23 protein-coding genes are annotated in these 22,622 nt (G+C 38.9%); 22 read left to right on the top strand and 1 reads right to left on the bottom strand.

Annotated features, from left to right (window positions below; genetic code table 11):
* Window positions 1-14 precede the first annotated feature (14 nt).
* The 3 genes from RM539_RS01985 to RM539_RS01975 all read left to right on the top strand — a co-directional run bounded on the left by RM539_RS01985 (window position 15) and on the right by RM539_RS01975 (window position 2,754).
* Window positions 15-938, top strand: a complete 924-nt coding sequence (locus RM539_RS01985) for a DUF6427 family protein (RefSeq protein ID WP_311501818.1) — start codon at window positions 15-17, stop codon at window positions 936-938.
* Between the two features lie 109 nt (window positions 939-1,047).
* Complete coding sequence (locus tag RM539_RS01980) at window positions 1,048-1,653, top strand: DUF4254 domain-containing protein (RefSeq protein ID WP_311501817.1); 606 nt, start codon at window positions 1,048-1,050, stop codon at window positions 1,651-1,653.
* 27 nt (window positions 1,654-1,680) lie between these two features.
* A complete protein-coding gene (locus RM539_RS01975) occupies window positions 1,681-2,754 on the top strand; it encodes a glycosyltransferase family 9 protein (RefSeq protein ID WP_311501816.1) in 1,074 nt (357 codons plus the stop codon).
* A 112-nt stretch (window positions 2,755-2,866) separates the two neighbouring features.
* Here RM539_RS01975 and RM539_RS01970 read toward each other — a convergent pair whose 3' ends face one another.
* On the bottom strand, window positions 2,867-3,913 hold the full coding sequence (locus RM539_RS01970; RefSeq protein WP_311501815.1) for a 2Fe-2S iron-sulfur cluster-binding protein: 1,047 nt from the start codon (window positions 3,911-3,913) through the stop codon (window positions 2,867-2,869).
* A 99-nt stretch (window positions 3,914-4,012) separates the two neighbouring features.
* Here RM539_RS01970 and RM539_RS01965 point away from each other — a divergent pair, with 99 nt between their 5' ends.
* From RM539_RS01965 to RM539_RS01875, 19 genes are all read left to right on the top strand, one after another.
* Entirely contained in the window at window positions 4,013-5,497 is a 1,485-nt protein-coding gene (locus tag RM539_RS01965) for a DUF5687 family protein (protein ID WP_311501814.1), read from the top strand.
* Window positions 5,498-5,508: 11 nt separating this feature from the next.
* On the top strand, window positions 5,509-6,234 hold the full coding sequence (locus RM539_RS01960) for an ABC transporter ATP-binding protein (RefSeq protein ID WP_311501813.1): 726 nt from the start codon (window positions 5,509-5,511) through the stop codon (window positions 6,232-6,234).
* A gap of 98 nt (window positions 6,235-6,332) precedes the next feature.
* Entirely contained in the window at window positions 6,333-8,867 is a 2,535-nt protein-coding gene (gene porW / locus RM539_RS01955) for a type IX secretion system periplasmic lipoprotein PorW/SprE (protein WP_311501812.1), read from the top strand.
* A 56-nt stretch (window positions 8,868-8,923) separates the two neighbouring features.
* The gene (locus tag RM539_RS01950; RefSeq protein ID WP_311501811.1) at window positions 8,924-9,136 is read left to right on the top strand and encodes an AtpZ/AtpI family protein; all 213 of its coding nucleotides are present in this window, start codon (window positions 8,924-8,926) and stop codon (window positions 9,134-9,136) included.
* Entirely contained in the window at window positions 9,137-9,520 is a 384-nt protein-coding gene (locus tag RM539_RS01945; RefSeq protein ID WP_311501810.1) for a hypothetical protein, read from the top strand. It abuts the gene before it with no gap.
* 134 nt (window positions 9,521-9,654) lie between these two features.
* Complete coding sequence (atpB, locus tag RM539_RS01940; protein WP_311501809.1) at window positions 9,655-10,743, top strand: F0F1 ATP synthase subunit A; 1,089 nt, start codon at window positions 9,655-9,657, stop codon at window positions 10,741-10,743.
* Between the two features lie 24 nt (window positions 10,744-10,767).
* Entirely contained in the window at window positions 10,768-10,989 is a 222-nt protein-coding gene (gene atpE / locus RM539_RS01935; RefSeq protein ID WP_311501808.1) for an ATP synthase F0 subunit C, read from the top strand.
* Window positions 10,990-11,069: 80 nt separating this feature from the next.
* Window positions 11,070-11,564 carry a F0F1 ATP synthase subunit B gene (locus RM539_RS01930; protein WP_311501807.1) on the top strand — a complete coding sequence of 165 codons (495 nt, stop codon included), beginning with the start codon at window positions 11,070-11,072 and terminating at the stop codon, window positions 11,562-11,564.
* A 7-nt stretch (window positions 11,565-11,571) separates the two neighbouring features.
* Window positions 11,572-12,126 carry an ATP synthase F1 subunit delta gene (atpH, locus tag RM539_RS01925; RefSeq protein WP_311501805.1) on the top strand — a complete coding sequence of 185 codons (555 nt, stop codon included), beginning with the start codon at window positions 11,572-11,574 and terminating at the stop codon, window positions 12,124-12,126.
* A 40-nt stretch (window positions 12,127-12,166) separates the two neighbouring features.
* The gene (atpA, locus tag RM539_RS01920) at window positions 12,167-13,747 is read left to right on the top strand and encodes a F0F1 ATP synthase subunit alpha (RefSeq protein ID WP_311501803.1); all 1,581 of its coding nucleotides are present in this window, start codon (window positions 12,167-12,169) and stop codon (window positions 13,745-13,747) included.
* A 119-nt stretch (window positions 13,748-13,866) separates the two neighbouring features.
* Complete coding sequence (atpG, locus tag RM539_RS01915) at window positions 13,867-14,727, top strand: ATP synthase F1 subunit gamma (protein WP_311501801.1); 861 nt, start codon at window positions 13,867-13,869, stop codon at window positions 14,725-14,727.
* Between the two features lie 391 nt (window positions 14,728-15,118).
* Window positions 15,119-15,565, top strand: coding sequence for a hypothetical protein (locus tag RM539_RS01910; RefSeq protein WP_311501799.1), 447 nt, complete (start codon window positions 15,119-15,121; stop codon window positions 15,563-15,565).
* Between the two features lie 50 nt (window positions 15,566-15,615).
* Window positions 15,616-17,058: a lipopolysaccharide biosynthesis protein gene (locus RM539_RS01905; RefSeq protein ID WP_311501797.1), complete on the top strand. Its 1,443-nt coding sequence runs from the start codon at window positions 15,616-15,618 to the stop codon at window positions 17,056-17,058.
* Window positions 17,055-17,489: a dUTP diphosphatase gene (dut, locus tag RM539_RS01900; RefSeq protein ID WP_311501796.1), complete on the top strand. Its 435-nt coding sequence runs from the start codon at window positions 17,055-17,057 to the stop codon at window positions 17,487-17,489. Before RM539_RS01905 ends, dut begins: the two co-directional genes overlap by 4 nt.
* 24 nt (window positions 17,490-17,513) lie before the next feature.
* Window positions 17,514-18,143: a hypothetical protein gene (locus tag RM539_RS01895; protein WP_311501794.1), complete on the top strand. Its 630-nt coding sequence runs from the start codon at window positions 17,514-17,516 to the stop codon at window positions 18,141-18,143.
* A 23-nt stretch (window positions 18,144-18,166) separates the two neighbouring features.
* Window positions 18,167-19,177, top strand: a complete 1,011-nt coding sequence (locus tag RM539_RS01890; RefSeq protein WP_311501792.1) for a sugar phosphate nucleotidyltransferase — start codon at window positions 18,167-18,169, stop codon at window positions 19,175-19,177.
* 80 nt (window positions 19,178-19,257) lie between these two features.
* Window positions 19,258-20,628: a tetratricopeptide repeat protein gene (locus tag RM539_RS01885; protein ID WP_311501790.1), complete on the top strand. Its 1,371-nt coding sequence runs from the start codon at window positions 19,258-19,260 to the stop codon at window positions 20,626-20,628.
* Window positions 20,628-21,398 (top strand): lipoprotein insertase outer membrane protein LolB1, encoded by a 771-nt coding sequence (gene lolB1 / locus RM539_RS01880; RefSeq protein ID WP_311501789.1) that lies wholly within the window; start codon window positions 20,628-20,630, stop codon window positions 21,396-21,398. Before RM539_RS01885 ends, lolB1 begins: the two co-directional genes overlap by 1 nt.
* Window positions 21,395-22,615, top strand: coding sequence for a murein hydrolase activator EnvC family protein (locus RM539_RS01875; protein WP_311501787.1), 1,221 nt, complete (start codon window positions 21,395-21,397; stop codon window positions 22,613-22,615). Before lolB1 ends, RM539_RS01875 begins: the two co-directional genes overlap by 4 nt.
* Window positions 22,616-22,622 lie beyond the last annotated feature (7 nt).

Below are 22,622 nucleotides of genomic sequence, written 5' to 3'. Positions count from 1 at the left end.
TAATAAAAACGGCAATGCTAACAAGCTTTTTTGGTAAATCAACTCCCGTAAATATTATTGCAGTTGTGATTTTTATGACAACATTTTTTGTTTTAGCCAACTTTCAGGAATGGTTTTCAGGCTTTCAACTGCTGCCATTTTTTGAAAAACTGGCCGTGTTATTATGTTTTGTCCTGAGTGTATTAGTGCTCAATTTTATCGCCAAAAAAAATGAACTCACTAAAAGAAGCGCATATAAGATTCTTCTTTTTGCAATTTTCAGCAGTTCCTTCTTTGCGTTGCTTCAAAATGACCAGGCTATTATTGCTAATTTATTCGTTCTGCTGGCCTTCAGAAGAATTATAAGCCTAAAGTCGAGAAAAGTTGTACAACAAAAGATTTTTGATGCCACCTTCTGGATTTGTATAGCTTCGCTCTACTATTTCTGGTGTATCCTGTTTTTGGCAGTTGTATTTGTGGGAATAATATTTTATGCTTCTTATGTAAAAAATCTGCTAATTCCAATAATTGCTTTTTTGGCTGTACTTTCATTGACAGAATGTTTGCACCTGCTGGTATATGACAACTTATACACCTTTTCAGATTGGTTTCAGCCTGTAAATCTTAATTTTAGCCATTATCAGGAGCTGGCGCTCCTTGTTCCTTCAAGTATTATTCTGGCACTCTTCCTTTGGACGCTTATTTCTTATTTATCTGTAGTCCAGCAAGCCAGTATTACCAGGCGACCTGTTTTAAATCTGGTGCTTTTTAGTATGGCCGTGGCTATTTGTGTGGCTGTACTTTCTCATCAAAAAGATGGCAGTGAATTTATCTTCTTTTTTGTTCCTCTTAGTATTATTGCTTCTAATTACTTTGATAGTAGAAAAGACCGGATTTTTAAAGAAGTCCTGCTTGTTTTGCTCATTCTGATGCCCCTGGCGGTTCCTTTTTTGGATTAAGTTTTACGATGAAAAACTGCTTTGTAAGCAGGTGATAAGTGTAACTCTTGTAATATTATAATACCTTTGCGGCTTAGCAAATAAGTGAAATAGTAAATTCAAAATCTAAATGTTTTCAGATAAAGCCAATAAAATTTTCCAGGAAGTGATTGAAAAATATCATGAAAAAGATACTGTAGACCAGCCTTTTGAAAATCCTTATGACCGGAAGGAGGATTTAATTGAACACCTTCTTTACCGCAAATGCTGGATAGATACAGTACAATGGCATTATGAGGATATTATTCGCGATACCAATATTAATCCTTCCGAAGCACTTCAACTTAAAAGGAAAATAGATGCTTCCAACCAGGACAGGACTGATACTGTGGAATTTATTGACAGTTATTTTCTGGAAGCTTTTAAAGATGTGGAGCCTAAGGCCAATGCTACTATTAATTCTGAAAGTCCTGCCTGGGCTATAGACCGCCTTTCTATTCTGGCACTTAAAATTTTTCATATGCAAGAGGAAGCTAACCGGAAGGATGCCACCCAGGAACATATGATGAAGTGCAGGGGCAAACTGGATGTTCTTCTCGAGCAGCGGGTAGATCTATCTTCAGCAATAAACCAGTTACTTGAAGATATAGCCAACGGTGATAAATACATGAAAGTGTATAAGCAAATGAAAATGTATAATGATGAAGAGCTAAATCCTGTTCTACGGAAAAAATAAATCGGGAGAAATTAAAATCCGGAAATTATGAAGCGGGCGTCGGTAAATAAAGGAAGTGATCTGCAGGTAAAATCCCCGCATATCCTGGTTATCCGGTTATCGGCTATGGGAGATGTGGCCATGGCGGTTCCTGTAATTCGCACTTTGGTCAAAACGCATCCACAGTTAAAAATTACCATTTTAACCCGGGGTTTTTTTGAGCCCATGTTTGACGGAATTCCTAATGTTTCTGTTTATGAAGCTGATGTAAACGGTGTTCATAGCGGAGTAATTGGCCTGGGCAGGCTGGCAAAAGAACTGCGTGATGAGGAAATTGATATGGTTGCCGATCTGCACGACGTGCTTCGCAGCAATGTTTTAAACTCTGTTTTTTACCTCTTCGGAATTCCTGTAAAGCAAATTGATAAGGGCCGGAGTGATAAAAAAGCCCTTACCCGGACGGAAAACAAAATTTTTCGTCAGCTTAAATCCACTCACCAACGATACGCCGATGTTTTTGAAGCTTTAGGTTATCCTGTTAACCTCAAAAATCATGAATTTAGGCAACCTCTGCTGCTTTCTGAAGAAATAAAATCCTTTACCGGAATCCATGATAAAAAATGGCTGGGGATAGCTCCTTTTGCGCAACATGCTTCCAAAAGTTACCCTTCAGATTTAATGGAAGAAGTTCTAAGTCAGCTTCAAAAAAAGGCAAATATCAAAATATTTCTTTTTGGAGGAGGCGCTTCAGAACTTCCAAAATTACAGGAATGGGAGCAAAAATTTCCGGGTGTTCATTCCGTAGCGGGAAAATTTTCTTTTAAAGAAGAACTCGCACTAATATCAAACCTGGATGCTATGCTGTCTATGGATAGCGGGAATGGCCACATGGCAGCAATGTATGAGGTGCCGGTAATTAGCATTTGGGGTTTAACACATCCATACGCGGGATTTGTGCCTTTCAATCAGCCTGTGGAAAATTCTATTGTGCCAGATTTGGAAAAATACCCGCTAATACCAACTTCTATTTACGGCAAAACTGTTCCCGAAGCTTATGAAAATGTAATGCGCAGTATAAGTCCTGAGAGTATAGTAAGAAAACTGGTCGAGGTACTTTCTTAGTCCATTATCTCATATAACCCCTGAATAAAATTAATGCTACTTATTTTGGCGGGCGGAGTGTAACGAAGCGCGGCAATCTTACCTTGGTATTTGTCGATTTTATGGTTTCAGGCTAAACATCGTCATAATCCACTTTTAAGGTGGGAGTTGTGGGTTGTGCCTGGCAGGTAAGGATTAATCCTTCTTCCAGTTCATCATCGGTAAGAATTTGATTTTTCCTCATTTTGGCACTGCCTTCAGTTACCCGTGCAATACAGCTGCTGCAAATCCCGCCCTGGCAGGAATAAGGAACGTCAAGATCATTTTCCAATGCAGCATCAAGCACTGTATGCGCCTGCTCCATGGTAAAGGTAGTTTCTTCATCATCAACAAAAACCGTAAGCTGTGTTTGCCCTTCAAGATCGGCTTCTACCTCCCCTGTATCTTTGCTGGAGAACAATTCAAATAAAACTTTTTCATCAGGCACACCGTTTTCCTTCAGGATTTCAGTAACCTGGTTGATCATTTCTTCAGGACCGCACAGAAAATAAGATTTAAAGGAATGGTCTTTAAACCGGTTTTTCAGTACATAATTAACGGTGCTTTTTTCAATTCTTCCAAAATGGGCATTTTCTTCTCTTGAGCGGCTATACACAAATTCAATAAAAAGCCGTTCAGGATGTTCTACCTGAAGCTCCAGAAGTTCTTTGAAGAAAATAGTGTCTTCAGGAGATTTATTCCCGTAAGTTAGCACAAAACGACTTTCTGACTCTTCATTTAAAACCGTTTTTATTATGGAAAGTACCGGAGTAATCCCGCTGCCTGCCGCAAAAGCTGCATAATTATTTATACCTTTTTCAGGAGTTAAAACAAACTTCCCTTCCGGCGGGTGCACGTCCAGTACATCTCCGGCCTGTAATTTATTATTCGCAATTGCCGAGAATTTTCCACCTTCAACTTCTTTAACAGTTACCATAAATTCCCCACTGCCTGGTGCGGAACAAAGAGAATAGGCCCTTCTCAGTTCTTCATTTTCTACAGAAGTTTTAATGGTGATATACTGCCCTGCATTAAAGCTGAATTCCTCCTTTAAATCCTGTGGGATTTCAAAAGATATACTAACCGCCCGGGGGGTCTCACGAATAACTTCTTTTACTTTTAGAGGATAAAATTTACTCATCAAAAAATAATTTGTTTGCAAAAATACAAAGTATGAGCATTTTAAAAGTGTAACAAATCGCTAAATTTCGCTACTTGTAGATTAAACACTAACCAAATTATGTTTAGGCTCTTCTTATCTCTTGAATGGAAATCTTTCTTCAGGTCTGCCAGTTTTGGAAAAAGCCTGGGACTCCGTATTTTGCTGATCTTCCTGGCGCTTTATTTTGCAGCCATTTTTCTGGTATTTGGAATAGCACTTTACCCGGGTATTCAAAAATTTTATCCTGAACAGGATCCGCTGGAGGTGGTAAATAAGTTTGTGCTGCTGTGGCTTGGGCTGGAATTTCTTTACCGCTTTTTTCTTCAAACCCTTCCGGTCACCAATATAAAACCATTGCTTATTCTTCCCCTTAAGAAGCGGAAAGTGGTAAACTTTGTGCTCGCTAAATCATTATATTCTTTTTATAATGTACTACCGCTGTTTCTAATTATTCCCTTCGGAATATTTTGTATCGTGGAGGGAGATTATCCAACATTGGAAATACTGGCGTGGATGCTGGCCATGTTTGCGCTTACCCTCTGCGTGAATTTTACAAATTTCATCATCAAGAAAAAGTTTACAGATAATTTAAAGGCACTTTTGCCATTGGTTTTGGTGGTGGCCGTTCTGGTTGGGTTGGAATATTTTGAAATTTTCAGCATCACCCAATGGTTTGGAAACATTCTGGATTATATGGTGCTGCATCCGTACCTGGCGGTTGTACCAGTGATTTTACTTTTTCTTCTGTATAAATGGAATCAGGTAAACCTGGAAAAGAAATTCTATCTGGATGCCGGCTTAAAAGGAAAAGCGACAACTGCAGATACCAAAGACTTTGTATGGACCAGGAAGTTTGGCAGTATAGCCCCGTTCCTTCAGCAGGATTTAAAATTGATCTGGAGAAATAAGCGTCCTAAAACCACTATTTATCTTTCGTTCTTTTTTCTCTTGTATGGCCTGATCTTTTATCCAAACGATTCTTATCAGGAAATGCCTGCTTTCTTTGTTTTCGTCGGAATCTTTATTACAGGAATCTTCATGATTAATTTTGGACAATTCATCCCTGCCTGGGACGCTTCTTACTATCCAATGATCATGACACAAAATATTCCGATTAAGCAATACCTGGCTTCAAAAGCAGGGCTAATCACTTTTAGTGTAGTGGTTTTGGCTATACTTTCTACTCCCTATGTTTATTTTGGGTGGAAAATTTTACTGCTGAACATGGTTTGCGCGCTTTACAATATTGGGGTGAATATTCCATTATTATTATATGCCGGCTCCTTCAACAAGAAAAGAATAGACCTTGATAAAACCCCTTTTATGAACTACCAGGGCATGGGAGCCAGCCAGTGGCTGGTTAGCCTTCCGCTTATTGCGTTACCGGTATTGTTCTTTTATGGTTTTTATAAATGGTTTAATTATGATGCAGCATTAATTGCCTTGGCCGTTTTGGGAATAACAGGAATATTTCTTAGAGAAAAAATCCTGGAGTTCCTGGTAAGGATGTACAAAAAGCGCAAATATCAAATGATAAGCGGATTTAAACAAAGCGGTGATTAAATTAAGAAACAATGATAACAGCAACCAATCTTTCGAAAGTATATAACGGCACAAAAGTCCTGGATATAGAACACCTGGAAATTCCTTCAGGACAAAATTTTGGACTTGTGGGAAACAACGGCGCGGGAAAAACAACATTTTTCAGCCTCCTTCTGGATCTCATCGAGCCAACTTCCGGAAACATTTTTAATAAAGAAATTACAGTAAGCCAGAGCGAAGAATGGAAACCTTTTACTTCCTCTTTTATTGATGAAAGTTTTCTTATTGGATATCTTACACCCGAGGAATATTTTTATTTTGTTGGGGAATTGCGCGGCCGGAACAAAGCCGATATTGACAATTTTGTGACGCAATTTGAAGAATTCTTTAATGGAGAAATTATTGGAAGAAAGAAATATTTACGGGACCTTTCCAAAGGAAACCAGAAGAAAGTAGGAATAATTGCAGCTCTTATTGGTAATCCTGAAGTGGTAATTCTTGATGAACCATTTGCGAATTTGGATCCCACTACTCAAATTCGTTTAAAGAAGATTCTGAAGGAGCTTTCAGAAGTTTCGGGGACTACTGTTTTAATATCCAGCCACGATCTTATTCACGTAACAGAAGTTTGCGGGAGAATTGTGGTTTTGGACAAGGGGCTGATTGTAAAAGATATACAAACTTCAGAAGCTACTTTAGCTGAACTGGAGTCATATTTCTCGGGCGATCAGCTTGAGACAGAACATCCTGCAGACTGAAACCGGGAGCGATATCTTTGTGTTTCTAAAAAGAACCTTACTTTTGCACACTAAAGTACCTGTTTTTGAGTTATTCATGATACTAAGAATCGCTGATTTTGAATACATTTACAAGAATTCTTTTCTTCATTATTATCGTGTGCCTGGGTTTTGGCTGTTCACGAAAGAAAAATACTTTTCTTAGCCGTAACTGGCATGCGATGACTACTGAATATAATACGCTTTACAATGGCAATCTTGCGCTGGTGCAGGGGCAGGAAGAACTTAACAGTAATTACGGAGATAATTACTGGGACATTCTTCCCATTGAAAGAATGCAAATTGATGAAAATATCACCTTGCCAGACAGCGTCCGAAATCAGAACTTTGGCTATGCTGAAGAAAAAGCGGTAAAAGCCATTCAGCGGCATTCTATGCTAATAAAAGGCAAAGAACAAAACCCACAAATTGACGAGGCGTACCTTCTTCTGGGGAAGGCGCGATATTTTGATCAGCGATTTATTCCTGCGCTGGAAGCCTTTAATTATATACTGCATAAATATCCGGGAAGTGATAATATAAACCATGCCCAAATCTGGAGGGAAAAAACAAATATGCGGCTGGAGAACAACCGGCTTGCCATAACCAATCTTAAGAAGATTTTAGATAACTACGATCTAACGGAACAGGATTTTGCCGATGCCAATGCAACGCTTGCACAAGCTTATATCAATCTTCGCCATTTAGACAGCGCAACGGCACCGTTAAGTCGTGCTGCAGAATTAACCGGGGAGAGTAATGAAAAAGGAAGATATTATTTTATCCTGGGCCAGTTACACAACCAATTAAATAAGCCGCAGCTCGCCAATGCTGCTTTTGATGAGGTTATTGACCTTAACCGCAAATCTCCGCGAGTTTATATGATTAATGCATATATTCAAAAGGCACGGAATTTTGATTATAACCAGGGCAATAATCATCAATTGCGGGAAATGCTTGCCGAACTGGAAGAAAACAGGGAAAACCGGCCGTTCCTGGATAAAATCTATTTTCAGATTGGGGAATATTACAGTAAGCTTGATTCTACTGAAATTGCCACAGAATACTATAACAGATCCCTGCGGGCACCCTCCAGTGATAAATACCTAAAGTCCATCAACTATGAAATTCTTGCCAATATAAATTTTGATAATTCCAACTATCGCGCGGCCAGCCTTTATTTTGATAGTACATTGGCAAATATGTCTCCACGTTTGCGGGAATTTAGAAGCATCAGTAAAAAAAGGGATAATCTGGAAGATATTATCCAATATGAGAATATAGCTCAGGAAAATGACAGTATTCTCAGATTGGCCAACATGCCCCAGGAAGAGCGTATTGCTTATTTTACAAATTATACAAACAAATTAAAAGAAACCTATACCCAGGAAGTGCTGGCCGGGCAGAATGACCTCGCGTTATCCCAAAATAATTTTGGACCCGCTATTCCTGTTGCTGAAACGGCAGCCGGTACCGTAAACACATTTTATTTTTATAATCCTGCCAGGATTTCCAATGGCGCACGGGAATTCCTTAGAGCATGGGGAAGAAGGCCACTGGCTGATAACTGGCGATGGGGTGAAAATAATGGAAATGTCGGGGTAGAGCAGGTACAGAATGAATTTCTGGAGATAGATATAAAAACCGATCCACGGTTTGATGCGATGACCTACATCAGCCAGATTCCTAATGACAGGTACACTTTAGACAGTCTTACAAGAGACCGGGATTTTGCTTATTATCAATTGGGAATAATTTACAGTGAGAAATACGGAGAATTTGGGCTTGCTGCGGAAAGACTTGAAATTCTACTCGAAAATGCTCCTGAAGAAAGACTTGTGCTGCCGGCAAAATACAATCTGTACAAAGCTTATCAGGCCACAAACAGGATACGGGAAATGGAGGCTGTAAGGCAGGATATACTTCAGAATTATCCGGAATCAAGATATGCTGCCTATATTGAAAATCCGCAGAGTCTCTCTGAAGATGGTAATTCTCCGGATGATGCTTATGATGAGGTGTACAAATTATTCGAAAATCAGAAATATTCCGAAGTTATTGAAAAGAGCAACGAGCTTATCACTCTATACACCGGGGATGAAATTGTACCCAAATTTGAACTTTTAAAAGCAATGGCTACAGGACGGCTATATGGCCTGGCCGAGTATAAGAGTGCATTAAATGAACTTGCATTGGATTATCCCCAGACGGAAGAAGGGAAGAAAGCCCAGGGGCTGTATAATACTGCGATACCCCAACTTGAAAAATTAAACTTTGTTACTGAAAACAGTTCCCAATCCAGTTTTAAATTACTATATTCTTTTGGAGCAGGAGAACAGGAAAAAATGCAGGGACTACAGGAGACAATAGATAAAGCCCTGGAAGATCTCGAATACGGGCGGTTATCAACTTCTGTAGATGTTTATGATCCGGCAATCAGCTTTGTAACCGTTCATGGCCTTCGGAATAAAATGACCACCCTGGGCTTTGCGGAGTTGCTTCAGAAGAATGAAGATTATAGAGTAGAGCGTGAGCCTATAGCAATTTCAGATGAAAATTACAGAATTGTACAAATCAGGAAAAACCTTCAAAATTACCTGGATCAGTTTGATTAGTCCGGATTTATGTAATGCCTGAAGGGTTCAAAATTTGAAGCGGTAATTATTAAAAGATGAAAGACAATCAGCATAAATATCTGGAATTTATCAATATTGCCTTCCAGATGGGAATTATCATCGCGGCAGGAGTTTTTTTGGGCATTTGGCTGGACGAGAAATTCCCCAATAAATATTCAGCATTTACCATAGGAATTTCCTTACTGGGGGTATTTATTGCGTTATATCAAGTTTACCGCGGGATAAGTAATTTGGATAAGGATAAATAGATGAAAATAAAACTACTCCTGTTTTTAAAATTTTTGCTTCCGTTCACTTTTATACTCCTTCTCTGCCAGTACCTTATAATAAACTATCTGGTGGAGAAAGAAATGTATTATAGCGTTTTTTCAATATATGCTTTTCACCTTTTTTCCACATTGTTCATATATGGGCTGCTGTTATTTATACATAAAAATTTTCAGGATAAAACCGGATTTGCCTTTATGGGTGCCGGGCTTTTAAAAATGTTGGCGGCTGTGCTTTTTCTTCTGCCCATGCTTCTGGCAAAAGTAGACGCAGCATTTGCCAATGTACTGGCATTTTTTATTCCTTATTTTTTGTTTCTGGCTTTTGAAACCGTTTTTGCCGTTAAACTTATAAATCCTAAATAATTGGCTGAATATCAATAACATTATCAAAAATTGCGATAATGTCAAAAAAATGAACAGGGTGCTTTCACATAAAAATTAAAAGTATACCTTTGCAGCGAAATTTAGAGGCCGTAATTTTAAGTTGAACAGGTACTATGACAGCACACAAATCTTTATTGATTAAAGTGTATTTTGCACTGGCTTTTGCCATACTTCCTTTTTTTACCTTTGCACAGGAGCACGAATCTCTTGAAGAAGCTGAAGAAGAATTTGATGCCACAGAAATGATTATGCACCATATTGGTGATGCACATGGATGGCATTTCTTTGGTGAAGGTGAAAATTCCTTTACTATTCCGCTACCCGTTATTCTATGGACAGAAAATGGATTGGTGAGTTTTATGTCCAGTGAATTTCATCACGATACTGAAGGACATCATGTTGTTGAAAAAAATGGGATGCAATTTGTGAATTTGCATGAAAAAATCTACCGGCTTGAGGAAGGTGCTGAAGCTGTAGAGTTTGATGCGGAGCATAATCCTGTTAACGCCAGTAAGCCTTGGGATATTTCGATTACCAAAAATGTGGCGGCTATGTTTATAACCGTTATTTTGATGTTGTTGTTTTTCCGGAGCCTTGCCAGTCATCACCGTAAGAACACCCATGCTCCAAAAGGATTTAACAATATTCTGGAAACACTGGTTCTTTTTGTAAGAGATGAAATTGCCATCCCGCAAATAGGAGAGAAGAAGTATATGAAGTTTATGCCGTTTTTGCTAACTATATTCTTCTTTATCTGGATTACTAATCTGTTAGGTCTTTTGCCTGGCGCCGCTAACGTTACCGGTAATATTGCCGTAACCGTTTCGCTTGGGTTATTTACGCTGGGTCTAATTATTATAAATGGAAATAAAGCATACTGGAAGCATACCTTCTGGATGCCGGGGATTCCAACCTGGGTAAAGCCTATCCTGGCAGTGGTTGAAGGTGCCGGCGTGATAATTAAGCCAATTGCTTTGATGATTCGTCTTTTTGCGAACATTACTGCAGGACACATTATTATATTGAGCTTAATTTCATTAATATTTATATTAGAAAATGCGGGGGTTGCAGGAGTTTCTGTTCCTTTTGCACTATTTATAACAGTACTGGAATTGCTTGTAGCATTCCTTCAAGCGTTTATTTTTACGATATTGTCGGCCCTCTTTATTGGAATGGCAGTAGAGGAACATGAACATCATTAATTTTAATTTTTAAATTTTTCAACTATGGAATTATTGTATGTAGGTCTTGCAGCTTTAGGTGCTGGTTTGGCAGTTGTGGGAGCGGCTATTGGAGTTGGTAAAATCGGTGGTTCTGCCATGGATGCTATCGCCCGTCAGCCAGAAGCTTCTGGAAAAATTCAAACAGCTATGATTATTGCTGCTGCACTTGTAGAAGGTGTTGCCCTTTTTGGGGTGGTTGCCTCTTTGCTTGGTGTACTAAGATAATTACGGTAAAGGAGCCCTTCGCAACGGTTGGTTGCGAAGGTGCTTTTTAAATGATGTTGTAACTATTATTAATTAATTATATGGATTTAATTACTCCTGAATTTGGTTTGTTTTTCTGGCAGACAATAGTTTTTCTTGTGTTGATTTTCCTGATGGCAAAATTTGCATGGAATCCTATTCTTGGTGCTGTTAAAAACAGGGAAGAGTCAATTAATAAAGCATTATCTTCAGCCGAAGAGGCCAAGAAGGAAATGCAAAACCTTAAGGCTGATAACGAAAAGCTTTTAAAGGAAGCCCGTGCTGAAAGGGATGGTATACTAAAAGAAGCACGCCAGTTAAAAGAAAAGATTTTGAGCGACGCCAACGACGAGGCTCAGCAAAAAGCTGATCAAATAGTTGCCCAGGCCAAAGAAAGCATAGAAATGGAGAAGAGAGCGGCAATGGCTGATATTAAAAATCAGGTGGCCAGCCTATCTATAGAAATTGCAGAAAAAGTAGTTCGTAAGGAATTGTCCACTAAAGAAAAACAACACCAAATGATAGATGATATGCTTGGTGATGTTACCTTAAACTAGTTTAAGCATGAAGGGAACAAGGGCAGCACAACGTTATGCAAAAGCAATAATTTCTCTGGCACGGGACAATAATGTAGCTGAAGAGGTTAAAAATGATATGGATTCCATAGTAAAAACCATTACTGGGAGTGATGACTTAAAGCATTTGCTAAACAGTCCCGTGGTTAAGAACAGCATGAAGAAAAGTGCCTTGAAGGAAATCTTCAAAAGTAGCAATGCTGTAACTCTTGGGAGTTTTGATATCCTGCTTGAAAATAACCGAATTAACATTTTAAATCCTGTTGCAAAAGAGTATTTAAAGATATATTACGGTACCAGCGGGATGCAGCAAGCCATAGTAACCACAGCAGTTCCGATAACCAAAGAACTGGAAGATAAAATTCAGAAGAAAATAAAGGAACTAACAGGTGCTGGTGCGATAATCAAAAATGTAATTGATGATAGTATTATAGGTGGATTTATATTAAGGGTTGGGGATTTGCAATACGATGCAAGTATTGCCAGAAACCTTAACAACCTGAAAAGAGAATTTAAAGACAACACATTCGTTTCAAAAATTTAGGAAATTTACGCACTAAGGTGTTATTATATAATAAGTAATTATGGCAGAAGTAAATCCTGCTGAAGTATCAGCAATATTAAAAAGGCAATTATCAGGTTTTGAGGCTGAAGCCTCTTTAGACGAAGTTGGAACCGTACTCACTGTAGGTGACGGTATCGCAAATGTTTACGGCCTGTCCAATGCACAATATGGTGAATTGGTTCAGTTCGAAGGCGGATTGGAAGGTATTGTTCTAAACCTTGAGGAAGATAATGTTGGGGTTGTACTTTTAGGCTCCTATAAGCAGGTTAAAGAAGGCTCCGTAGTGAAAAGAACGCAGCGTATCGCCTCTATTAATGTTGGAGAAGGTATTGTTGGACGTGTGGTAGACACTCTTGGAAATCCTATTGATGGAAAAGGTGCTATTGAAGGAGAAACTTTTGAAATGCCTTTAGAGCGTAAAGCTCCCGGTGTAATTTACCGTGAGCCGGTAACCGAGCCACTTCAAACCGGAATCAAGTCTATAGATGCGATGGTTCCTGTAGGGAGGGGACAGCGTGAGCTTGTAATTGGTGACCGTCAAACAGGTAAAACCACTGTTTGTATTGATACTATTTTAAATCAAAAAGAATTTTATGATGCCGGGGAGCCGGTTTATTGTATATATGTAGCTATCGGGCAGAAAGCTTCTACCGTTGCTGGTATTGCAAAAGTACTGGAAGATAAAGGTGCTCTGGCTTATACCACAATTGTGGCAGCAAATGCTTCAGATCCTGCTCCAATGCAAATTTATGCTCCTTTTGCGGGTGCTGCGATTGGAGAATATTTCAGGGACACAGGTCGTCCTGCACTTATTGTGTATGATGATTTGTCTAAACAGGCGGTGGCTTACCGTGAGGTTTCTCTTTTGCTTCGTCGTCCCCCGGGTCGTGAGGCATATCCTGGAGACGTTTTCTTCCTTCACTCAAGATTATTGGAGCGTGCGGCAAAAGTTATTAACGACGATAATATTGCCGGCCAGATGAATGATCTTCCTGATGTATTGAAAGATAAAGTAAAAGGTGGAGGTTCCTTAACCGCCCTTCCTCTTATTGAAACACAGGCGGGAGACGTTTCGGCATATATTCCAACCAACGTAATTTCGATTACCGACGGGCAGATCTTCCTGACTTCAGATTTATTCAACTCTGGGGTTCGACCTGCGATTAATGTGGGTATTTCCGTATCCCGTGTTGGGGGTAATGCCCAGATTAAATCAATGAAGAAAGTTGCAGGTACTTTAAAGCTTGACCAGGCACAGTTTCGTGAACTGGAAGCCTTTGCAAAATTTGGTTCAGATCTTGACCCTGCTACTTTAAGCGTGATTCAAAAAGGTAAGCGAAACGTGGAAATCCTTAAACAGGGACAAAATGATCCTTACCCGGTAGAAAATCAGATTGCCATCATCTTTGCTGGATCTAAAAATCTGTTGAGGGACGTTCCTGTTGACAAAGTGAAAGAATTTGAAAAGGATTATCTTGAATATCTTAATGCCAAGCACAGAGATACTCTGGATACTTTAAAATCCGGAAAGCTTACAGATGAAGTTACCGATACTCTTGCTTCAGTAGCAAAAGAGCTTTCAGGGAAATATAAGAGCTAGTATTGAGTATTGAGAGATGAGATATTAGAATCTCAAATCTCATTTTTAAATGATAATAATTGCAGGTATTGAGTATTTGGTGTAAAATCTAAATACTCAATACTCAATACTAATAAAGAATGGCAAACTTAAAAGAATTACGTAGCAGGATTACTTCGGTTTCTTCAACCATGCAAATTACCAGTGCCATGAAAATGGTTTCTGCTGCAAAGTTGAGCAAGGCACAGGATGCTATTGAAGCTATGCGCCCGTATGCTGAAAAGTTAACGCAACTTCTACAGGATTTAAGTGCCAGCCTGGATGATGATTCCAGCAGTAAATTTGCTGAAGAAAGGGAAGTCAAAAATGTGCTGATTGTAGCTATTTCTTCCAACAGAGGTTTGGCCGGTGCTTTCAATACCAACATCATAAAAGCTGTAAGGCAAAGGGCTAATGATAATTATTCCGGTAAAAATGTTGAATTTTATACTATCGGAAAAAAAGCCAATGATATTCTTACCAAAAATTTCACTATTTATAAGAACAATAATGACATTTATGATGATTTAAGCTTTGACAATGTAGCTGAAATTGCCGAAGAATTAATGCAGTTGTTCCTTGATGGAAATTATGACAAGATTGAAATTGTTTATAATCAGTTTAAGAATGCGGCCACCCAAATAGTGACTGATGAACAGTTCCTGCCCATTCCTAAGTTTGAAACTGAAGACAGCAAACAACTGGACTATATTTTTGAACCTTCCAAAATTGAAATAGTAAAAGACCTAATTCCCAAATCCCTTAAAATGCAGCTTTATAAAGCACTTCGTGACTCGTTTGCTTCAGAACACGGAGCACGTATGACGGCTATGCACAAAGCAACTGAAAATGCCACAGAGCTTAGGGATGATCTTAAACTAACCTATAATAAGGCACGTCAGGCTTCAATTACCAACGAGATATTAGAAATTGTTGGAGGTGCCGAGGCATTGAGCAATTAGACGGAGCGTTAGCGGAGTCAAATTCAATCCGTTCGGAGGCATTGAGTAATTAGACGGAGCGTTAGCGGAGTCAAATTCAATCCGTTTGGAGGCATTGAGCAATTAGACGGAGCGATAGCTGAGTCAAATCCAGATATTTTAATGGGGAAACCAGGGGAACAAGAGTTCTTTCCCTTTTTTAAGGGAAGGTGGCATTCCGAAGGAATGACGGAAGGGTAAAAATCCCTCTTTTTGCACCTGAATTATCCCAGCCACTTAAAAGCATCTGAAGCAATAGAGGAAAGAAAATTGATAATTGGCTAAATAATTTAAAACCCGCAGTGAACCTGTGGGTTTTTCTTTGGCACCTGTTTTGATTTCATAACTTTAAAAATCAATAAAGTCCAATATCATGAAGCATTCATACATCCTTTTCAGCAGTATATTTATTTTTAGCCTCTTCATCAATTGCGGGAGCAACAAGAAGCTTCAGGAAAAAGTTCCCGTTCAGTTAAAAGATGCCTACACCACTTCTAAAGATGCGGCTTTAGTATTACATATTCCCATTGTGGCTATTCAGGATAATCGTATTTCGCTGGAGAGTGTTTATTTTCGTGGAATGAATTCTCCCTTAAAGCAGAATGAAGAAACAGTTGGAGAATATGTGGCCAGATTCAACACAAAAGATCCATCTATAGTCATGAGCAGCGATCCTAAGGTAGAATATGGGAACAAGCCGCCCCAAAAGCCGGAAAAAAGTCCTGTAAGCCTCGCTAAGGATGAAGCCCTATTGGTCTTTAAGCAGAACGATGGAGAAACCAAATATTATAAAATTACCGGAATTACCAGTAGGAATTAGGTGGTGTAAGTTCTTATTTATTAGGATATTTGTAAAAATTAATCCACCCGTTGAGTACGTTAAAACGCTTTTTTCAAGATACTTTAATTTACGGTTTTGCTACGGTGTTACCACGACTCATGAATTTTATTCTTGTGCCGCTTCACACAGAATATCTGGGACCTGCAGGTTATTCTGTTAACACCACCTTTTATGTTTGGGCAACATTTTTTAATGTGATCCTTACCTATGGTATGGAAACCTCCTTTTTCAGGTTTTTCAGCCATTCCAGAGAGAAGGAAAAGGTTTTTTCCACTTCTTTTCTTACTTTAACTTTTACCACAGTAGCTTTCTTTATTCTGGTTTTTATTTTTCGGGGTTGGGTAACTGCACTGGTGGATCTTCAACCTGTTTATTTTAATTACCTGCTGGGAATTTTAGCCCTGGATACTTTGGTGGTAATTCCTTTCGCTTATTTGAGGGCTACAAATCGTCCGGTAAAATTTGCTTTAGTGAAGGTCCTGAATATTTCGGTTGTAGTAATCCTTAACTTCTATTTTTTCTGGTTTATATCAGAATTCCCTCAGTTTTCTCCAGATATTGTACTGTCAAATTATTCAGAGGCAGATAAAGTTGGATACATCTTTATCGCAAATCTGGCTGCCAGTGCAATCACTTTTATTTTTCTCCTGCCATACTTTTTCAGAACAAAAATTGATTATAGTTTTAAATTGCTTTCAAAAATGTGGAAATATGGCTGGCCGGTGATGGTAGCGGGAATTGCCTTTGTTGTTAATGAGAACCTTGACAAGCTGTTGCTAAAAGAAATGATTTCAGATGAAGTTATGGGAGCATATGCCGGCTGCTATAAACTGGCCGTTTTTATGATGATCTTTATTCAGGCCTTTAGAATGGGGGCAGAGCCTTTTTTCTTTAATCATTCTAAAAACGAAAACGCAAGGGAAACTTACGCAACAATCTTAAATTATTTTGTTATTGCCGGCAGTCTTATTTTTGTGGTGCTGGTGGTATATATAGATTTTTTTAAAAGGCTTGTGATCAGGGATGAGGAGTACTGGTTTACTATTGCCATTGTTCCTGTGATTCTTCTTGCAAATTTGTTTATGGGAATCTACCACAACCTGTCCGTCTGGTATAAATTAACAGATAAAACAAGAATGGGAATGTACATATCGCTTTTTGGTGCTGCAGTTACCATCCTTTTTAATGTTCTCCTAATTCCTGTTATTGGCTTTATGGCAGCTGCATGGGCAACCCTGGCTGCTTATGGAAGTATGATGTTAATTTCCTACTTTTTGGGCAGGAAATATTATCCAGTGCCCTATGATCTAAAAAAAATAGCTTTTTACCTGATTCTATCTGTAGGTTTTTCTATAATTTCCTTTAAATTCCTCAGGGAAAACTATCTGGCTGGTTCTGCTTTTGTAGTTTTGTTCCTGCTCATTACATTTATTAATGAGCGCAAAGATTTAAAACGAATAATGAAGCAATGACTATAAAAATCATCAATAAATCTGCTCATAAATTACCGCATTATGAAACCGAAGCTTCGGCGGGAATGGACCTGAGGGCAAACATTTCAGAAGAAATTGTTTTAAAACCTCTGGAAAGGGCAATTGTAAAAACAGGACTTTTTATTGAACTTCCGGTGGGATACGAAGCACAGGTGAGGCCAAGAAGTGGCCTGGCTGCAAAAAAAGGAATTACTGTACTTAATGCACCCGGCACCATAGATGCCGATTACCGCGGTGAGATTGGAGTGATTCTTGTAAATCTTTCCAATGAAGAATTCTCCATTGCAAACGGGGAACGCGTGGCACAGCTGGTAATTGCCAAACATGAGCATATTTCCTGGGAAGAGGTTGATCTCCTTGGGGAAACTTCTAGAGGCGAGGGAGGTTTTGGTAGTACCGGAAATCAATAAGTACTATTAAGAAATTTACAAGATATGACCTTCGATCCAGAGTTTAAAGAAGCTATTAGTCATTTACCCGATAAGGAGAAAGATAAATTAATCCTGCGCCTTTTAAAAAAGGACCTAATGCTGGCCAATCGCTTGCACTTTGAGCTGGTAAGTACTAAAAGTATCGAGGAGCAACGTGAAGATTTGGAAAAAAGAATTATTGAAAGGGCAAAGCGAATGCAGGAAACATTTTATTCTGTTGGATATTTAAATATGGATGTGCGCTATTTAAGTGGCGAGATAACCGAGCATGTAAAAATTACCAAAGACAAATTTGGCGAGGCCAGCCTAAATTTGCTTATGCTTACTGAGGTTTTGAAAAACAACAATCCCAACATTCTTTCAGCCACTCCCGGAAAAGCAAGAAAATTCTGTACTGCCGTAATAAGCAGGGTTTTTAAGATAATGCTGCTAATAGATAAATTACATACAGATTATATGCTGGAATTTGAAGAAGGGCTCAGGGAACTGGGTAATTTGATGGGCGAAAATCCATATATAATGAAAGCAGCTATTAATAACGGGCTGGATGTTAACTGGCTGCTACAAGCCGAAATTCCTGAAGATATTAAAGCAATTCATAAAGATCTTAGAAACAGAGGATTTTTGAAATAAACAAAGTAATTAAATATTTACAAATGAAAATTATTGTACCAATGGCAGGGCGTGGCTCAAGACTCCGTCCTCACACTTTAACCGTTCCAAAACCATTAATTCCTATAGCAGGAAAACCAATTGTACACCGGCTGGTGGAAGATATTGCAAAGGTGCTGGACGAGAAAATAGATGAAGTTGCTTTTATTATTGGAGAGGATTTTGGTGAAAAAGTTGAAACCGATCTGAATAAAATTGCGGAAAGTCTGGGTGCAAAAAGCAGCATTTATTATCAGGATAAACCATTAGGAACAGGCCATGCTATTATGTGTGCGAAAGATTCTCTTAACGGCCCTGCCGTAATAGCGTATGCCGATACACTTTTTAAAGCCGACTTTACGTTAGATAAGGAGGCCGATGGCGTAATATGGGTAAAACAGGTGGAGAATCCAAGTGCTTACGGCGTAGTGAAACTTAACGAAAACAGGGAAATAACAGATCTTGTTGAAAAGCCGCAGGAACAGGTTTCAGATCTTGCGGTTATTGGAATTTATTATTTTAAGGATGTTGCCGTGCTTAAAAATGAATTACAGGGAGTGTTAGACAATAATATCATCCGCGGTGGGGAATATCAAATTAATGACGGCATAGAAGCCATGAAGCAAAAAGGGCTTAGGTTTGTTCCAGGTAAGGTAGATGAATGGATGGACTGTGGAAATAAAAATGTGACTGTGGAAACCAATGGCAGGATGTTAAACTTTTTGCATCAGGATGGTGAAAAGCTGATGTCTGATTCCGTGAAAATTGTGGATTCTGAAATCACCGAACCCTGCTATATCGGGGAAAATGTCGAGCTTAAAAATGCTAAAATTGGTCCTAATGTTTCTGTAGGAAACGGCACAAAAATTGAAAATTCAGAAATAAAAAACACCCTTATTCAAACTTTTGCTGAAGTTAAAAATGCCAAACTGGATAACGCCATGATTGGTAACTTTGCCCGGTTTAATGGTGAGTTTAAAGAAATTAGTATAGGAGATTACTCCGTTTTAGAATAATTAAACCTAAATCCCACAGGTTTCCAAACCTGTGGGATTTTTAGTAGTACCGGTCTAGTATGGCCTGAATTTAATAATAAATGAAAAGACCAATCCTGATATTTGCTATTATAGGCGCCTTTTTCTTTTCTGCGGCTAATGCCCAGGAAAATGAGGGTTTTCTACAGGAGGTAAATCAGGATGATTTAGGCAATGTGACCGATGAATTTCAGGAGTACTTTTTTGAAGCGCTTAAGCAAAAAGGTATAGAAAATTATGAAAAGGCCATCACGGCGCTGGAGGAATGTGAAAGGCTCCAGCCGCAGAACCCGGTTATTTTCTTTGAAATGGCCAAAAATTATAAGGCTCTTGAAAATTTTAATTTAGCGGAAGAAAATTTTAGAAAAGCACTGGAACTTGCTCCACAAAAGGAAGCAATTCTTGCTGGACTTTATGATACATACATGCTTGGCAAGAATTATGAAGAAGCGGTTTTAGTTGTAAAAGAACTTATTCCGCTGGAGAATTCTTATAATGAAGATCTGGCAAACCTGTATATGCTCAGTGGGCGATATGACGAAGCTTTACAACTTATAGACGAGCTGGATAGAAAATTGGGAAGTAGCTCCTACAGAGAAAAAATGCGCAGGCAAATTTATGCTTTAACAAATAACACCGAAGCACAAATAAGTAACCTGCAAGAGGAAATCTCAACCGATCCTGAAAATGAGCAGAATTACCTTAATCTTATTTACGTGCACAGTCAGGATGGGAATGACGAGGAAGCCTTTAAAATCGCCCAGGAATTGCTCAAAACCAATCCCGCCTCAACACTGGTTCATCTGGCTTTGTACAAATTCTATCTTGATAAAGGCGAAACTGAAGCTGCCGTAAATTCAATGAAGAAGGTCTTCCGCAGTGAAGAAATTGACCCAGATTCCAAGTATAAGGTTTTAAATGATTTTTTACTGTTTGCAGGCGAAAATCCGCAATATGAGCAAGATTTAATGGAAATGGCAGAGTTGCTTTCTGAAGCGGAAGAGCGTCCGGAATTGTACCGGGAATTGGGCCAGTACTACCTTAAAAACGGCAGCAAACAGGAAGCCATGGGGTTCTTTGAAAAAGCTTTATTACAAAATCCGGATGATTTTGAACTTACCAGGAGTGCCCTTTTGTTACAGCTTGAATTTAGCAAATTTGAAGCAGCGGCCGGATTAAGTGAAGAAGCTTTAGAAATTTTTCCTGCACAGCCTATACTATATCTGCTACGTGGCGTAGCTTTAAATGCGTTAAAGCAGTTTAATGAAGCAGAGGAAATTCTTACTTTTGGCCTTGATTTTTTAATCGACGATAAAAAGATTGAGTCTGATTTTTATGCTCAACTGGCTCTGGCAAATGCAGGCCTGGAAAATGAAGAAAAAGCTGCAGAATTTTCCAGGAAAGCAAAATTAACATTAAAAGAAATAAACTGATGTTTAAAAATAATATAGCCCTTATTTGTCTAACGTTAATCCTGGTTTCCTGTGGAGGAGGCCGTGCGACAAAAGAAATTGCCACAAAAAATGCCAAAGCAGCCAATGTAATCGCCCGGCATTATGATAATGAAGCAGATTTTAAGACTGCCTCAGGTAAATTACGGGCAGTCTATCAAACTGAAGATAGAACCCAGTCTGTAAATTTAAGTTTCAGGATGGAAAAGGATAAAGCCATCTGGATGAGTGCCACGGTTCTGGGTTTTCCTGTAGCTAAAGTTTATATTACTCCAACCTCGGTGAGTTATTATGAAAAGATCAGCAAAAGTTATTTTGATGGTGATTTTAGCCTTGTAAGTGAATGGCTTGGTACACCGCTTGACTTTCAAAAACTTCAGAATCTTTTAATAGGCCAGACTATTTATAATCTTAGGGAAGAGCCTTACCGGATGGAGCAATCGGCAAGGGGGTATCAGTTTCTACCTGAAGAAGTTAGCGCTGTAGAAAGAATGTTTTTAATTGATCCTACAAATTATAAAGCAACAGCCCAGCAATTGGCCCAGACTTCAGAAAACCGCAGCGTAACTATTACCTACTCCGACTATCAAACAATTGATGGCAGAATTTTTCCTGATAATATTAAGATTATTGCCAACGAAGGCGGCGAATCTACTAATATTGATATTACCTATCGCTCTGTAGAATTTAATCAGGAAGTAAGTTTTCCATTTGATATTCCTTCCGGTTATGATGAAATCAGTGTAAGATGAGAATGAAGAAATTTACGCATATTTTTCTGCTCTTTATCACTTTCGGTCTAAGCCATGGTTTATACGCTCAAACCAATCGTGAGACGCTGGAAAAAAAGCGGTTGGAATTGCGCAATGAGATCAGGAAGATTAATGAATTGCGCTCCAGTAACAAACAGAAAGAAAAGTCTGTCCTTACCCAGGTGGAAGATCTTAATCAGCAAATAAAACAGACTGAAAATCTTATAAATGTTACCGATCAGCAGGCAAATTTGCTAACGCAGGAAATCAATGAGAATTCTCAGAAAATTTCCGCTCTTCGGAAAGAATTACAACAATTGAAGGACGACTATGCGGGCATGATTCAAAAATCTTATAAAAGTAAATCCCAACAAAGCCGGATAATGTTTTTATTGTCATCAGAAAACTTTTTACAGGCTTATAAAAGGCTTCAGTATATGAAGCAGTACACAAACTACAGGAAAGAGCAGGGAGAGCAAATACGCTCCCGTACGGAAGATTTACAGCGTCTTAACAAGAATCTCGCTAATCAGAAGCAAGAAAAGGAAAAGCTGATTGCCGAAAACAGGAATACGAGACAGCAACTGGAGGAAAACAGGAAAGCCCAGCAGGCATTAATGGCTACAATTAATGAGAAAGAAGGACAGTTTGCAGCCCAAATTAAAGAGCGCCAGCAGGAAATTAATCGTATAGATCAACAAATTGAAGAAATGGTGCGGGCGTCTATTGCCAAGGCCAATGAAGAAAGCGGATCTACTTCTCGTGATGTATTTGAACTTACCCCTGCAGCAAAGGCCCTTGCCGCCGATTTTGCCAACAATAAAGGCAAACTTCCCTGGCCGGTACGATCTGGAGTGGTCACCATGTCTTTTGGACAACATCGCCATCCTATTGTACAAACTGCAATTATCAATAATAACGGGGTGAATATCGATACCGATCCCGGAGGAAAGGCACGGGCGGTATTTAATGGAACGGTAAGTGAAGTTCAGCTTCTTAAAGGTGCAAACAAAGCGGTAATGGTAAGACACGGGGATTATATTACCATATATGATAATCTTGATGAGGTTTATGTGAAAAGGGGAGACGTGGTGAGCACCGAGCAGGAAATAGGAGAAGTAGCCACTAACCGAACTACCGGCAAAACCACCCTTCATTTTCTGATTTTTAAGAATACCCAGAAAATGAATCCAGCCGACTGGATTTATCAAATGTAAAATTCTT

This window comes from Autumnicola musiva (assembly GCF_031846585.1).
Taxonomy (GTDB): Bacteria; Bacteroidota; Bacteroidia; order Flavobacteriales; family Flavobacteriaceae; genus Autumnicola; species Autumnicola musiva.
This window is presented reverse-complemented; position numbering and strand designations above follow the sequence as displayed.

Excerpts from the sequence above, each read along its gene's own strand:
- RM539_RS01985 (WP_311501818.1), top strand. The coding sequence starts at position 15 with ATGCTAACAAGCTTTTTTGGTAAATCAACTCCCGTAAATATTATTGCA.
- RM539_RS01980 (WP_311501817.1), top strand. The coding sequence starts at position 1,048 with ATGTTTTCAGATAAAGCCAATAAAATTTTCCAGGAAGTGATTGAAAAA.
- RM539_RS01975 (WP_311501816.1), top strand. The coding sequence starts at position 1,681 with ATGAAGCGGGCGTCGGTAAATAAAGGAAGTGATCTGCAGGTAAAATCC.
- RM539_RS01970 (WP_311501815.1), bottom strand. The coding sequence starts at position 3,913 with ATGAGTAAATTTTATCCTCTAAAAGTAAAAGAAGTTATTCGTGAGACC.
- RM539_RS01965 (WP_311501814.1), top strand. The coding sequence starts at position 4,013 with ATGTTTAGGCTCTTCTTATCTCTTGAATGGAAATCTTTCTTCAGGTCT.
- RM539_RS01960 (WP_311501813.1), top strand. The coding sequence starts at position 5,509 with ATGATAACAGCAACCAATCTTTCGAAAGTATATAACGGCACAAAAGTC.
- RM539_RS01950 (WP_311501811.1), top strand. The coding sequence starts at position 8,924 with ATGAAAGACAATCAGCATAAATATCTGGAATTTATCAATATTGCCTTC.
- RM539_RS01945 (WP_311501810.1), top strand. The coding sequence starts at position 9,137 with ATGAAAATAAAACTACTCCTGTTTTTAAAATTTTTGCTTCCGTTCACT.
- atpB (WP_311501809.1), top strand. The coding sequence starts at position 9,655 with ATGACAGCACACAAATCTTTATTGATTAAAGTGTATTTTGCACTGGCT.
- atpE (WP_311501808.1), top strand. The coding sequence starts at position 10,768 with ATGGAATTATTGTATGTAGGTCTTGCAGCTTTAGGTGCTGGTTTGGCA.
- RM539_RS01930 (WP_311501807.1), top strand. The coding sequence starts at position 11,070 with ATGGATTTAATTACTCCTGAATTTGGTTTGTTTTTCTGGCAGACAATA.
- atpH (WP_311501805.1), top strand. The coding sequence starts at position 11,572 with ATGAAGGGAACAAGGGCAGCACAACGTTATGCAAAAGCAATAATTTCT.
- atpA (WP_311501803.1), top strand. The coding sequence starts at position 12,167 with ATGGCAGAAGTAAATCCTGCTGAAGTATCAGCAATATTAAAAAGGCAA.
- atpG (WP_311501801.1), top strand. The coding sequence starts at position 13,867 with ATGGCAAACTTAAAAGAATTACGTAGCAGGATTACTTCGGTTTCTTCA.
- RM539_RS01910 (WP_311501799.1), top strand. The coding sequence starts at position 15,119 with ATGAAGCATTCATACATCCTTTTCAGCAGTATATTTATTTTTAGCCTC.
- dut (WP_311501796.1), top strand. The coding sequence starts at position 17,055 with ATGACTATAAAAATCATCAATAAATCTGCTCATAAATTACCGCATTAT.
- RM539_RS01895 (WP_311501794.1), top strand. The coding sequence starts at position 17,514 with ATGACCTTCGATCCAGAGTTTAAAGAAGCTATTAGTCATTTACCCGAT.
- RM539_RS01890 (WP_311501792.1), top strand. The coding sequence starts at position 18,167 with ATGAAAATTATTGTACCAATGGCAGGGCGTGGCTCAAGACTCCGTCCT.
- RM539_RS01885 (WP_311501790.1), top strand. The coding sequence starts at position 19,258 with ATGAAAAGACCAATCCTGATATTTGCTATTATAGGCGCCTTTTTCTTT.
- lolB1 (WP_311501789.1), top strand. The coding sequence starts at position 20,628 with ATGTTTAAAAATAATATAGCCCTTATTTGTCTAACGTTAATCCTGGTT.
- RM539_RS01875 (WP_311501787.1), top strand. The coding sequence starts at position 21,395 with ATGAGAATGAAGAAATTTACGCATATTTTTCTGCTCTTTATCACTTTC.